Origin of the sequence: Beijerinckia indica subsp. indica ATCC 9039 (genome assembly GCF_000019845.1) — a bacterium.
GTDB classification, from domain to species: Bacteria; Pseudomonadota; Alphaproteobacteria; order Rhizobiales; family Beijerinckiaceae; genus Beijerinckia; species Beijerinckia indica.
Map to the genome: position 1 here is coordinate 2,491,916 of NC_010581.1, position 13,182 is coordinate 2,505,097.

A 13,182-nucleotide genomic window follows, 5' to 3' on the forward strand; every position below is an offset into this window, starting at 1 on the left:
CAAAAAAGGCGGCGTGAGCAGAGCCCACGCCGCCTTTTGTTCAAGGAACTTTCTCAGTGCGCGACAGCGCCGGAGGCTTCATCCTCGGTGCCAAGCGCGACCGGCTTCGTCTCTTCTTCCCAGACGATCGGCACGGGCTGGCGGACCAGAGCGTGCTGGAGCACTTCGTCCATCCGGGAGACCGGCACGATTTCCAAGGCATTCTTCACGGAATCCGGAATATCCGCGAGATCCTTGGCATTTTCTTCCGGAATGAGGACCTTCTTCAAGCCACCACGCATGGCCGCCAGAAGCTTTTCCTTCAAACCGCCGATCGGCAGGACACGGCCGCGCAGGGTGATTTCACCCGTCATGGCAATATCGCGGCGGATCGGAATACCGGTCATCACCGAAGTGATCGTTGTCGCCATGGCGACGCCGGCGGAAGGGCCATCCTTGGGCGTCGCGCCTTCCGGCACGTGCACGTGGATGTCGCGCCGATCGAAGAGAGGCGGCTCGATGCCGAAATCGACGGCCCGGGAGCGGACATAGGAAGCCGCCGCCGAAATCGATTCCTTCATGACGTCCTTCAAATTGCCCGTCACCGTCATGCGGCCTTTGCCGGGCATCATGACACCTTCGATCGTGAGCAACTCGCCGCCGACTTCCGTCCAGGCGAGCCCCGTGACGACACCGACCTGATCCTCAAGTTCCGCCTCACCGTAGCGATAACGCGGCACGCCGAGGAAATCGGCGACATTGTCAGCGGTCACAGCGACGCTCGTCACCTTGTTGAGCAGGATCTGCTTGACCGCCTTGCGGATCAGATTCGAGATCTCGCGCTCGAGGTTACGAACACCAGCCTCTCTCGTATAACGGCGCACCAGCATGGTGAGACCGCTATCGTCGATCGACCATTCCTTCGGATCGAGACCATGCTTCTTGAGCGCCGCCGGAATAAGATGGCGCCGCGCGATCTCGATCTTCTCGTCCTCGGTATAGCCAGCGATACGGATGATTTCCATGCGGTCCATCAAGGGCGCCGGAATGTTCAGCGTATTCGCCGTCGTCACGAACATGACGTTCGAGAGATCATAATCCACTTCGAGATAATGATCCGAGAAGGTCTGGTTCTGCTCCGGATCGAGCACTTCAAGCAAAGCCGAAGACGGATCCCCGCGGAAATCCATGCCCATTTTGTCGATCTCGTCGAGCAGGAGCAGCGGATTGGAGGTTTTCGCCTTCCGCATCGACTGAATGATCTTGCCCGGCATGGAGCCGATATAGGTCCGGCGATGGCCTCTGATCTCCGCTTCGTCCCGGACGCCGCCGAGCGACATGCGCACGAATTCACGTCCCGTGGCCTTGGCGATCGACTTGCCGAGCGAGGTTTTACCGACGCCGGGCGGGCCAACGAGGCACAGAATCGGACCAGTCAACTTATTGGCGCGAGTCTGCACAGCAAGATATTCAAGGATACGCTCCTTGACCTTGTCGAGACCATAATGCTCGCTGTCGAGCACTTCTTCGGCAACCGTCAGATCCTTCTTGACCTTCGAGCGCTTGTTCCACGGAATGGCGAGCAGCCAGTCGAGGTAATTGCGCACGACGGTCGCCTCGGCCGACATGGGCGACATCTGCCGAAGCTTCTTCAATTCGGCAGTCGCCTTGTCGCGTGCCTCCTTGGAGAGCTTGGTATTCTTGATCCGCTCCTCGATTTCGGCGAGATCGTCCTTACCGTCTTCGTCGCCAAGTTCCTTTTGGATCGCCTTCATCTGCTCGTTGAGATAATATTCGCGCTGGGTCTTCTCCATCTGGCGCTTGACCCGGGTGCGAATACGCTTCTCGACCTGCAGAACGGAAATCTCGCTCTCCATCAAAGCGAGACATTTCTCGAGCCTCTTCGTGACCGAAGTCGTCTCAAGAACCGCCTGCTTATCGGCGATCTTCACCGCAAGATGCGAGGCGATCGTATCGGCGAGCTTCGCATAATCGTCGATCTGCGTCACCGCAGCGACGACTTCCGGCGAGATCTTCTTGTTAAGCTTCACATAGCCTTCGAATTCGGAGACCACGGACCGCGCCAAGGCCTCGACCTCGACCTTGTCAATCGGATCGTCGGCGATCGCTTCCGCGTCGGCCTCATAATAATCTTCGGTGCGGGTATAATTCTGCACCTTGGCGCGCCACTGGCCCTCGACCAGCACTTTGACGGTCCCGTCGGGGAGCTTCAAAAGCTGCAGAACAGAGGCGAGCGTTCCCGTGGTGAAAATGGCGTCCGTTGCCGGATCGTCATCCGCCGCATTCATTTGGGTCGCGAGAAGGATGAGCTTGTCGGCCTTCATCACTTCCTCGAGGGCGCGAATCGACTTCTCGCGGCCGACGAACAGCGGCACGATCATATGCGGAAATACGACTATGTCGCGCAGAGGGAGAACAGGATAGCTCTCTATGGAGCCGGGGCGAACAAGATCACGCTTCTGGGTCATTTTATCGTCCTATCTCGAAACGCATTTGGACTATTTTTACGCTTGCGTGGCAGGAAAGACATGGCATCGTTTGGGGGATAACGATGCGGGAAACGCAAGCAATTTCAGCGTTTACCAGTCTAAGGCCATTTGCTTTAGATACAGATGGCCCCTTGATAGAACCGTTTCAAGAAGACTCTTGGGTTCTGTTAGCCAGCGCGGACCAAGATCCGCGCTTTTTCTTGTTGGCAAGCCCGCGCAAGAGAGCGGGCTTGCAATCAAGCACTCGTGCCACTCTTTTCGTTGCGCTCGGCATAAATGTAGAGCGGCCGCGATTTACCCTCGACGACATCCGGACCGATGACGACCTGCTCGACACTATCGAGACCCGGCAGATCAAACATCGTATCGAGCAATATGCTCTCCATGATGGAGCGCAAACCACGCGCACCGGTTTTCCGTTCGATCGCCTTTTTGGCGACGACATTCAGCGCCTCGTCCTGGAAGGTGAGTTCGGTGTTCTCCATTTCGAAGAGGCGCTGATATTGCTTGACAAGCGCGTTCTTCGGCTCGGTGAGGATCTTTTTCAGGGCCTCCTCGTCGAGATCTTCCAACGTGGCGATGACCGGCAGACGTCCGACAAATTCGGGGATGAGGCCGAATTTCAGTAGATCCTCGGGCTCGACCTTGCGGAAGATTTCGCCCGTGCGCCGGTCATCCGGTGCCTGCACGCTGGCAGCGAAACCGATCGACGTGGTCTTGCCGCGAGTCGAAATGATCTTTTCGAGACCGGCGAATGCACCACCGCAGATGAACAAAATATTCGTCGTATCGACCTGCAGGAATTCCTGCTGCGGATGTTTGCGACCGCCCTGCGGAGGCACGGAAGCAACGGTGCCCTCCATGATCTTCAACAGGGCCTGCTGCACACCTTCGCCAGAGACATCGCGCGTGATCGACGGATTATCCGACTTGCGGGAAATCTTGTCGATTTCATCGATATAGACAATGCCACGCTGCGCCCGTTCGACATTGTAGTCGGAGGCCTGCAGAAGCTTGAGGATAATGTTCTCAACATCCTCACCGACATAGCCAGCTTCGGTGAGCGTCGTCGCATCGGCCATGGTGAAAGGAACATCGAGGATGCGAGCCAGCGTCTGCGCCAGCAAGGTCTTGCCGGAACCGGTCGGGCCGATCAGCAGGATATTGGATTTCGCAAGCTCAACATCATTATGCTTGGTGGCATGATTGAGCCGTTTGTAATGATTATGAACTGCGACCGAGAGCACACGCTTCGCCTGCGGCTGGCCGATGACATAATCATCGAGGACCTTGCAGATTTCACGCGGCGTCGGAATTCCATCCCGGCTCTTGACCAGCGAGGATTTGTTTTCCTCGCGAATGATATCCATGCAGAGTTCGACGCATTCATCGCAAATGAAGACGGTGGGACCGGCAATCAGCTTGCGGACCTCATGTTGGCTCTTGCCACAGAACGAGCAATAAAGCGTGTTCTTGGAGTCGCTGCCGCCGACCTTTGTCATGGATCATCTCCTAACGGCCGAGGCCATGTGCGGACCTCGATCATGGTGAATTAGGATCATGATGAAAATGGCTGGCATCGTCACCATGGCCGGTGGATCCGCACACGAACCAACCGGCATCTTGTTTTATTTCGAACCTCCGCCCCCCTTCTTATTCCGCCTAGAAATTTCGCGTCGTGTGAGAAAGGAGTGGAACAGAAGTTCTCGATGCTCGTCCATCCCTCTCACCCGATCGAAACGCCATGACGGTTAACGTCATATCGACGCAATAGAGGGATCTTAATATGCCAACCTATTCCTTTATGCCCGCTTCACTATTAAAGCGGCTTTTTCTTGCGTCGGCCTGTTGCATCTGACGGCCCTCCGGCAATTGGAAATGAACCGCTCGTCGATTTAAAAAAGCAAGTTACATACCAATTGTCTAGATCGCCCTTGCGACATAAACGCCGCGTTTTCGCTCGGGTTCGCCGACGAATCCGAAGCTTAGAACCACTTTCGTTCTATTCCAAGCTCCGGTTTGCCGACCAAAAGACGAATCTTCCTATTTCGCCTCGGTGGTCAGGGCGAGTTCGTCGGGACGTTTGTCGATCACATTATCGATGATCCCGAATTCCTTCGTTTCCTGAGCAGACATGAAATGATCGCGGTCGAGCGTCGTCTCGATCGTGTCATAGTCCCGGCCGGTATGTTTCACATAGATCTCGTTGAGCCGACGTTTGACCTTCATAATGTCCTCAGCATGGCGGAGGATATCGGAAGCCTGGCCGGAGAAGCCGCCAGACGGCTGATGCACCATGATACGGGAATTGGGGGTCGCGTAGCGCATGCCCGCTTCACCAGCGCACAGCAGAAGCGAACCCATGGAGGCCGCCTGGCCAACACACAGCGTCGAGACTTTGGGCCTGATGAACTGCATCGTGTCATAGATCGCAAGGCCAGCCGTCACCACGCCGCCCGGCGAGTTGATGTACATGGAAATTTCCTTCTTGGGGTTTTCCGCCTCCAGGAAGAGCAATTGGGCGATGATGACAGACGCCATATTGTCCTCGACCTGACCGGTGAGGAAAATGATCCGCTCACGCAACAGGCGCGAATAGATGTCGAAACCCCGTTCGCCACGGCTGGTGTTCTCGATCACCTGAGGAATCAGATAATTGTCATAAATCTCGATCGGATCGCGGTCACGCATGGCCATGGTCTTGTCTTTCCTGAGCTGAGGGCATGATCGTCATGAACGAAAATGCCCTGGAACGAGCGATGTTACGGTGGGAGGGCAACCGCTCTGGTCGCCCGAACGCATGGATTGGGAAGATAATGACTTCCGCGCGCTTCGCAAAGGGATTGCTGCGCGAGAACCCCTTCCATGGAACAAGATGCGAGCCAGAACCATCCGCGCGGAAAACGGCGGCACAGGCCAAGAAATCATCCAAGATCTGAAGAAACGAGAGACAGACATCCAGGGCAATTACCCATTTCAGGCCAAATAAGACGTAAAAACAAATGTTTCAAGAGAGCGGCTCACCTCTTTGGTGATCTGGCTTCACGTCTCTCTCCGCAAAGGGTGAACAGGCCAAGACGAAGCCATCGTCCCTGGCCTCCCCCTTCATAGGCCCCTGATCCGCTACAGATTCGTGAAATGATGGTTACTTTTCGAGATGCCCGCCAGGGGATTTCGCTTTGGCCGACAAGGCCGGGCTTTCCCGTAAAAAGCCTCTTAAATCAATAAGCGATGCGAATAGCCTGAGGACGATTTTTTCTGCCTATTTTTTGGTCAAAACATAAGGCAAAGAGCAAGCTTTATTCTTATCTATTTGTTTTTAAAATAACTTATTTAAAACCAATAACGATGAAAGCCTCCGTCTTTCCTACAATTTGCTCACCTATTGCGAAGCGGGATCAGGATCGGGGCCCCATCAATAAAGAACCCGAGGGTGAAGAATCACCCTCGGGTACGAAATGCTTAAAAATGCGGGAGCGAACCGTGCGTTCCTCTGAACCTTATTCGGAAACCGCTTCTTCCGCAGGTTCGCTTTCTTCCGCCTCTTGCGCCTTTTTCAGCAATTCATCTTTCGACACCTTGGTGTCGGTCACCTTGGCCTGCGTCAAAATATAATCGACCGTCTTGTCTTCGAACAAAGGCGCGCGAATTTCGTTCAGAGCCTTCGGGTTCTGGCGATAAAAATCCCAGATCATCTTTTCTTGACCCGGAAAAGCGCGTGCGCGCTCGACCAGAGCCTTGCCGACTTCCTCGTCGGGAACCACGATCCCGGCCTTTTCACCAATTTCCGCCAGCAACAGGCCCAGCCGGACCCGACGCTCGGCGATCTTGCGATAATCGGCGCGCGCGGCTTCCTCGGTCGTTCCTTCTTCCTCGAAGGTCTTGCCGCTTCTTTGTTGATCGAGTTCGACTTTGCGCCAAACTGTCGCGAATTCGTTCTCGACCAGACCTTCCGGCAATTCGAACTGATATTTCTTGTCGAGTTCGTCGAGCAGAGCGCGCTTCCATTGCGCGCGCGAGGCCGCGGCATATTCATCCGAAATCGTCGTGCGAATCTGCTCCTTCATGGCTTCGAGCGTTTCATAGCCGAAGGCCTTGGCCAATTCGTCGTCGATCGTCTGCTCACCCGGCGCGGCGACCTGTTTCACGGTTACGTCGAAGGTCGCAGCTTTGCCGGCAAGCTTGGCGGCATAATCTTCCGGGAAGGTGACCGCGATCTGGCGCTGTTCGCCAACCTTCAATCCGATGACCTGATCCTCGAAGCCCGGAATGAAGCTCTCGGAGCCAAGCACAAGATCGATATCCTCGCCGCTGCCGCCTTCAAAAGGCTCACCGTCGATCTTGCCAACGAAATCAATCGTTACTTTGTCGCCCTTTTCAGCGGCGGCACCTTCAGCCCTCGGTTCATAGGCGCGATTCTGATCGGCGAATCGGCCGAGAATCCGCTCGACTTCCTCTTCGGGGACATCCGCCACGAAACGTTCAATCGCAATATCCTCGAAACCACCAATCTCGAATTTCGGCAGGATTTCCAAGGCGACCTTGAAGGCGAAATCGGCGGTGGATTCGAACGCCTTCTCCATATCCTCCTTTTCGCCGTCGAAATCGATTCGCGGCTCACCGGCGGGGCGCAGGTTATTCTCTTCAAGAATCTTGCGATTGGCTTCGTTGACCGCCTCCTGCACCACGTCGAGCATGACGGAGCGGCCATAAAGACGCTTCAGATGGGCAACCGGCACCTTGCCAGGGCGAAAACCATTAATCCGCACCTTGGCTTTCATCTCTTGCAGTTGCTCGTCGAGGCGGGACGCGATGTCGGCAGCCGGGAGGACCACTTTATATTCGCGCTTGAGACCCTGCGAGAGGGTTTCGGTCACTTGCATCTCAATCAACCCTTTTCGGCTTTCAGCCTTGTTCCAGATTGGCCATTCGCGCGATGGCCAACGAGCCGCCGCCCTATCGTTTCAGAGAAAACCACAATGCAAGGCCGCTCCCAACGAGCTCACACACGTCGGAAGCGAGTTGGTGCGGGCGAAGGGACTCGAACCCCCACGATTTTCATCACCGGAACCTAAATCCGGCGCGTCTACCAATTCCGCCACGCCCGCGATCCGCCGCTCGACGCAAAGATCGCCATTACATTGCTTTGGAAACGGCTCTATAGCAATGGCGTCGCTTCCGTGCAGCAAAAAAGTAAATGGACCTTCACACCTTTCGACGTTCCGATCGGACACGCGTTTAAAAGCAACTCGTCGGTCCAAACATCCGTTCCAAGGTCGACAAGCCAGGATCAACAATCAGGGACTATCCATGCGGCAAGGCCTCCCCCTCACACGCCGCCATTTTCTCGGGCAGATATCGATCAGCCTCAGCCTGTTGCCGCACCTTTCCCGAACCGCACAGGCCGCCACGGAGGATGGTTTCCAAATCCTCGAGGCCCGGCAAGGCAAGCTGCGCCTTTTGCCCGAGCCACAGCCAGAGACGGATATTTGGGGTTTCGACGGCCTGGTGCCTGGCCCCCTTTTGCGCTTCAAAAAAGGCGACGAAATCAAGATCCGGCTTTTGAACAAGCTCGATCAACCGCTGACTCTGCACTGGCACGGCATGCGCGGCCCCAACGCTATGGCCGGTGTCGGCGGCCTCACGCAGCCGTCCGTGCCGCCCGGTGGCAGTTTTGACTATCGTTTCACGCCGCCCGACAGCGGTCTCTTCTGGTATCATTCGCATGTGCTGCCCTTGACCGGCGAACAATTAGACCACGGTCTTTATGGCGGGATCATCGTGGATGAACCGGAGCCGCCGCAAGTCGATCGGGATCTGCTGCTGGTTCTGAGTGACTGGCGGCTCGATGGCACAGGCGCACTCGAAAAGGATTATATCGATCGCCGGACTGCCATGGGTATTGGCCGCCTCGGCACACTTATCACCATCAATGACAAGCCGGTTCCCGTAACCGAAACCCTGCGGCCACGCAGCCGGGTCCGTCTGCGCATCATCAGCGCGACGGACGCCCGCGTTATGTTCCTCGGCTTTGAAGCGCTCCGGCCTTACATTATCGCGGTCGATGGCATGCCCTGCGACGCGCCTTTCGAACCGATCCGCCAAACGATCCCCGCCGGTCCTGGCGCTTGTTTCGACCTCTTGCTCGACCTCCCCGACGCAGCAGAGACGGAGGCCCGTCTCGTCCTGCGCGGCGATGAGGGGCAGCCAGATCAGCCCCTCTTCATTTTCAAGACGGCAAAGGAATCGTCCGACAAGGAAACGCCGAAAGAGGCCCCGCCTCCCATTCCCTCGCTCCCGCATAATCCACTGCTGCCCGTGGCGATCCCTTTGCAAGCGGCTTTCCGTCTCGATCTCACGATCGATGGCGGCGACAAACAGGAGCCTGGGCCGGACAAAAGCATGGCGGGCGCGACGACCAGCAATGGGAAAGGCTCGGACAACAAGGCCGGCACGCCACCAAACCCGCAACAAACCAGTCCCCAACCTGCGTCCCCACCGAATGGCCCTGCTCTATTCTGGACCTTGAACGGAATCTCGCAGCAAGGATTTGGGCCAAAGCCTCTCTTTTCGGTCAAGCGAGGTTCCGCTGTCACGCTTGGCTTCATCAATCGTTCCGCCTTCGTGCAGCAAATGCGCGTCCATGGCCATTGTTTCAGACTTTTGCATGATCTCGACGATGGCTGGGAACCCTATTGGCGCAATGCGGTACTGGTGCCGCCCGGCCGCACCAAACATATTGCCTTCATCGCCGATAATCCCGGCAAATGGCCAATCGAAAGTCTGATGGCGAGCCGGCAGTCGACCGGGCTCGCGACGTGGTTCGAAGTCACATAATCGATACGCAAAGCCAATTAGCCTTGCGTCATAAGGAGAGTTCATGCCCAACGTCCGCGAACCGCTTCTGCATCCCGTCGAAATCGCGCTCCTGCGCCCCACGCAGATCACCGTCGGCTTGCGCGAGGTGGAGGAAAAGCGCAAGGCTTGGCGGATCAAGACGGATAGCAAGGGCGCGGAATTTCTCGGCCAACACATGATCCCCGTTATCCTTGGGCCGAAACAGAGATATTACGTCATTGATCACCATCATCTCGTCCGTGCCCTGCACGCGGAAAATGTCCAGAAGATTTTCGCGACCGTCATCGCCGATCTCTCGAGCCTCACGAAGGAATCCTTCTGGTTTGTGATGGACAATCGGAATTGGCTGCATCCTTTCGACGAGAACGGTCTGCGCTGCAGCTATGACAAACTCCCCAAATCGGTGGAGGATCTGGTCGATGATCCTTTCCGTTCCCTTGCCGGCGCCTTGCGGCGGGCGGGCGGCTACGCCAAGGATACGACCCCCTTCAGCGAGTTTCTGTGGGCCGATTTTCTGCGCCAGAGGATCAAGCGCAAGCTTATCGAAAGTGATTTCGAGTCCGCCCTCGAACAAGCCCTGGCACTGGCGAAGGACAAACAAACCGATTATTTGCCAGGATGGTGTGGCCCTTTTTCATGACCAAGCGGCATGATCGGGTCTCTTCAATCGCAATCGGTATCACCACCGTGTTTCTTGCACCGCATTCAAGTGATCTCCAATCCGGGATCGCTCTGAGCACGGCAGGACTTTCAGAATGATCAATCCAGGCATCCCGCTGGCTCTCTTATCCGCTGTTCTGTTCGGCGCGAGCACACCTTTCGCCAAGCTTCTCCTGGGCTCCATCGACCCTTGGATCATGGCGGGAGTGCTCTATCTCGGTGCTGGTCTTGGCCTTTCGGCCGTGCATTTCTCTCGAACTCTCTTGCAACTGCCTGCGGTCGAAGCTCCGCTGCGGCGCTCGGATTTGCCCTGGCTCACCCTGGTGATCCTGACGGGCGGCCTTCTCGGTCCCTTGCTTTTGATGTTCGGCCTTGCCCATACGGATGCGGCTGCGGCCTCTCTCCTTTTGAACCTGGAAGGCCTCGCCACCATGGGCATCGCATGGGTGGTCTTTCGTGAAAATGTGGATCGGCGGCTCTTGCTCGGGGCTTTCGCGATCCTGGCCGGCGCTGTCGTTCTCTCCTGGAAAGGTCACGCATCCTTCCAGTGGAGCGCATTTCTGATCGCCGGAGCCTGCTTGTGCTGGGGTATCGACAATAATTTAACCCGCAAGCTTTCCTCCGCAGATCCCGTTCAGATCGCCATGATCAAGGGACTCGTCGCGGGTGCGATCAATTTGCTCATCGCAACAATCAATGGCGCGAGCCTTCCTTCCCCGACGGTATTCCTCTTTGCCGGTGTCATCGGGTTTTTCGGTTATGGCGTGAGCCTCACCTTGTTCGTTTTTGCCTTGCGCTATCTCGGCGCCGCGCGGACCGGAGCCTATTTCTCGCTTGCGCCTTTTGTCGGCGCGGTTCTGGCCATAGCCATGTTGGGAGAAACGCTTTCCATACAGCTCTTGATCTCTGGATGCCTGATGGGGTTTGGATTATGGCTGCACCTGTCGGAGCGCCATGACCATGAGCATCGCCATGACATCATGGAACATGAACACAGACATAGCCATGATGAGCACCATCAGCATGATCACGGCCCCACTATATTACCGGGTGAACCACATACACACTGGCATCGGCACACGCCGCTGGTGCATCGGCATCCGCATTATCCCGATCTTCACCATCATCATGGCCATGCGCATTGACAGGGAATGATCAAAGCCTGCAATTTTGATCCGGCTCAATTGCTCCCCGGCCGGACTTTTTTCAAATAAAGGCTCGCGATCACTGCCCTCGCGACATGTTCGGCCATGCATTGATAGCCGAGATCGTTCAGGTGAAACTCATCACGCATCATCTGCGGCTGATTGGCCCTTGTCCTAGCGATGAACTGCATCGCGTCATAACGCCGGACATAGAGAATATTACTCGTCGCGGCGATCTTGCGCATTCTTTCTCGGATCTCGAGGAAGGCGGCATCCTTCACGAAACGCGGCGCATATTGCATACCGACGAGCACGACATCGATATGATTGTCTTGCAGCCAGGAAATGGTCGAGCGGACGGTCTGTTCAAAATCATCGGGATCGACGCGTGACAGCGCATCGTTCATGCCCACCTGCCAAAGCACGAGATCGGGCTTCTCGGTCACGACCTCACTTTTCAGGCGTTCGGCGGCGGTCGCCGCGACTTCGCCCGGCAGACCGCGATTAATGATCTGGATATCAATATCTTTCAAAGCCGTTTCGAGGAGCGCTTCAAGCTGCATCGAATAGGTCTTGATGCCCGGTGTGGCGCCGATATTTGAGCTGGCGGACGATCCAATCGCCAGAATACGCACCGTTTTTTCGTGCGGCAATTTGACGGCAACGTTCGGCAAAGGCTCGGGCGCCGCCAGGTCAGCAGGTGGCACGTCGCAGGAGGGACTCAGCGGCGGCAAGACAGCGTCCCGCGTTTCCCCCAGCGCTTGCCCCAATCCTTGTTCCGCCCCCATCAGCCAGGCAAAGCAGAAATAGACCGCGGTTGATCCGCGGAGCCGTCCGAAACGCCGCTCGAGCGCGCCTGCAACCGGTTTCGCCATTCCGATGCCCATGCGACAAGACCCATGATCGCTATGCCGAAGATAACCAGGATCGCATCGGTTGCAACTCGCCCACCGAAAACAAAACGAAAAATCTGACCACCCAGGCTTAGCAACGAGCCCATGCAAAAAACATTCAGGGAATTGCGTCCGAGAAGGGCCAGAAAACGGCAAAGCCCCGGCAGAGCGCCAAAGATCATTGGAAACAGTCCTCCAACCAGAGCCACGAGCGCAAGGCTGTGCAGGAGCGGCACTGGCGAAAGAAAGGTCTTGTCGAACATGAAAAAGAGCTTTGGCTCGGGCACGGCGATCGGATCGGGCGCATAGTCGATCAAAGCCACGGGAATGCCGATGAGAACGATCGGTACCGCGAGGAGACGCAACAGACGGCGATGCCGCCGCGCCCAGGCGCCGACCCCGTCCTGCCCGGCAAGGAGGAAACCCAGCACATACAGCAATTGCCAAGCGAAAGGATTGAAGAACCATGTGCCTTCATCGGGCCAGGTCGGCACATTCAGGCCCCAGATCAGAACCACGAGATAAATACTCACCGACAGCGGCAACACCAGGCGCGGCTGTATGCGGTGCAGAAGGACAATGCCGGGCGCCAAAAAGGTCAGGACGACATAGAGCGGTAGAATATTGAAATATCCAAGCTGATAGGTGAGCAGCACCAGTCCGACATGCGCTCGGATTGGATCGAGAAAAACTGCCGAGGCATTATGCCAGTCGAGGAGAAAAGGCGCATCGAGCAAGATCGAGCAACCGGCCAGCATGGCAATAGCGAGTTCGGTCAGGACGGTCTGTGCGGCATAGATGGACAGGCCCCGGCTGCCCAGACGCATGACAAGGAGAAAGGGCGATAAGCTGCCCGCTGAACCTTGGACCAACAGCCGCATCGCCCAACCTGCGAGAAATACGAAGAGCTCGGCGGAATCGGACAGGGAAATATTGCGGAAGGTGAACCGTTCAAAGGTCAGGCCGGGAATATGATTGATGAAAATAGTCACGAGCGCGAAACCGCGCCAGAAATCGATCTCATTGGCGGCGCGCATCGATCCTCCAGCCGTCCTTCGCGCTTTCACCACTCCGCGGCGGGAAAGGTTCACTCGGAACCGGGCCTCATGCCAGAGGAGGTTTTCGACTTTATATAAT

10 protein-coding genes and 1 tRNA gene are annotated in these 13,182 nt (G+C 56.4%); 4 read left to right on the forward strand and 7 right to left on the reverse strand.

Annotated elements, in window-relative coordinates; all coding sequences use genetic code 11:
- Nucleotides 1-53 precede the first annotated feature (53 nt).
- The 3 genes from lon to BIND_RS11045 form a co-directional block, all read right to left on the reverse strand.
- Nucleotides 54-2,468 carry an endopeptidase La gene (lon, locus tag BIND_RS11035; protein ID WP_012385157.1) on the reverse strand — a complete coding sequence of 805 codons (2,415 nt, stop codon included), beginning with the start codon at nucleotides 2,466-2,468 and terminating at the stop codon, nucleotides 54-56.
- A gap of 257 nt (nucleotides 2,469-2,725) precedes the next feature.
- The gene (clpX, locus tag BIND_RS11040; RefSeq protein WP_012385158.1) at nucleotides 2,726-3,991 is read right to left on the reverse strand and encodes an ATP-dependent Clp protease ATP-binding subunit ClpX; all 1,266 of its coding nucleotides are present in this window, start codon (nucleotides 3,989-3,991) and stop codon (nucleotides 2,726-2,728) included.
- Between the two features lie 541 nt (nucleotides 3,992-4,532).
- Complete coding sequence (locus BIND_RS11045; protein WP_012385159.1) at nucleotides 4,533-5,186, reverse strand: ATP-dependent Clp protease proteolytic subunit; 654 nt, start codon at nucleotides 5,184-5,186, stop codon at nucleotides 4,533-4,535.
- Nucleotides 5,187-5,289: 103 nt separating this feature from the next.
- Between BIND_RS11045 and BIND_RS11050 the strand changes: the two genes are divergently transcribed.
- Complete coding sequence (locus tag BIND_RS11050; RefSeq protein WP_041778051.1) at nucleotides 5,290-5,478, forward strand: hypothetical protein; 189 nt, start codon at nucleotides 5,290-5,292, stop codon at nucleotides 5,476-5,478.
- 511 nt (nucleotides 5,479-5,989) lie between these two features.
- Here the strand turns inward: BIND_RS11050 and tig are convergent.
- A complete protein-coding gene (gene tig / locus BIND_RS11055) occupies nucleotides 5,990-7,372 on the reverse strand; it encodes a trigger factor (protein ID WP_012385160.1) in 1,383 nt (460 codons plus the stop codon).
- 140 nt (nucleotides 7,373-7,512) lie between these two features.
- Nucleotides 7,513-7,597 (reverse strand) — tRNA-Leu (locus BIND_RS11060).
- Between the two features lie 202 nt (nucleotides 7,598-7,799).
- Between BIND_RS11060 and BIND_RS11065 the strand changes: the two genes are divergently transcribed.
- The 3 genes from BIND_RS11065 to BIND_RS11075 all read left to right on the forward strand — a co-directional run bounded on the left by BIND_RS11065 (nucleotide 7,800) and on the right by BIND_RS11075 (nucleotide 11,152).
- A complete protein-coding gene (locus BIND_RS11065) occupies nucleotides 7,800-9,326 on the forward strand; it encodes a multicopper oxidase family protein (protein ID WP_012385161.1) in 1,527 nt (508 codons plus the stop codon).
- 43 nt (nucleotides 9,327-9,369) lie between these two features.
- Nucleotides 9,370-9,987: a ParB-like protein gene (locus BIND_RS11070; RefSeq protein WP_012385162.1), complete on the forward strand. Its 618-nt coding sequence runs from the start codon at nucleotides 9,370-9,372 to the stop codon at nucleotides 9,985-9,987.
- A gap of 115 nt (nucleotides 9,988-10,102) precedes the next feature.
- Nucleotides 10,103-11,152, forward strand: coding sequence for a DMT family transporter (locus BIND_RS11075; RefSeq protein ID WP_012385163.1), 1,050 nt, complete (start codon nucleotides 10,103-10,105; stop codon nucleotides 11,150-11,152).
- Nucleotides 11,153-11,187: 35 nt separating this feature from the next.
- Here BIND_RS11075 and BIND_RS11080 read toward each other — a convergent pair whose 3' ends face one another.
- Both BIND_RS11080 and BIND_RS11085 read right to left on the reverse strand, forming a co-directional pair.
- A complete protein-coding gene (locus BIND_RS11080; RefSeq protein ID WP_244395870.1) occupies nucleotides 11,188-12,027 on the reverse strand; it encodes an SGNH/GDSL hydrolase family protein in 840 nt (279 codons plus the stop codon).
- A complete protein-coding gene (locus BIND_RS11085) occupies nucleotides 11,940-13,082 on the reverse strand; it encodes an OpgC family protein (RefSeq protein ID WP_012385165.1) in 1,143 nt (380 codons plus the stop codon). Before BIND_RS11085 ends, BIND_RS11080 begins: the two co-directional genes overlap by 88 nt.
- Between the last annotated feature and the right edge of the window lie 100 nt (nucleotides 13,083-13,182).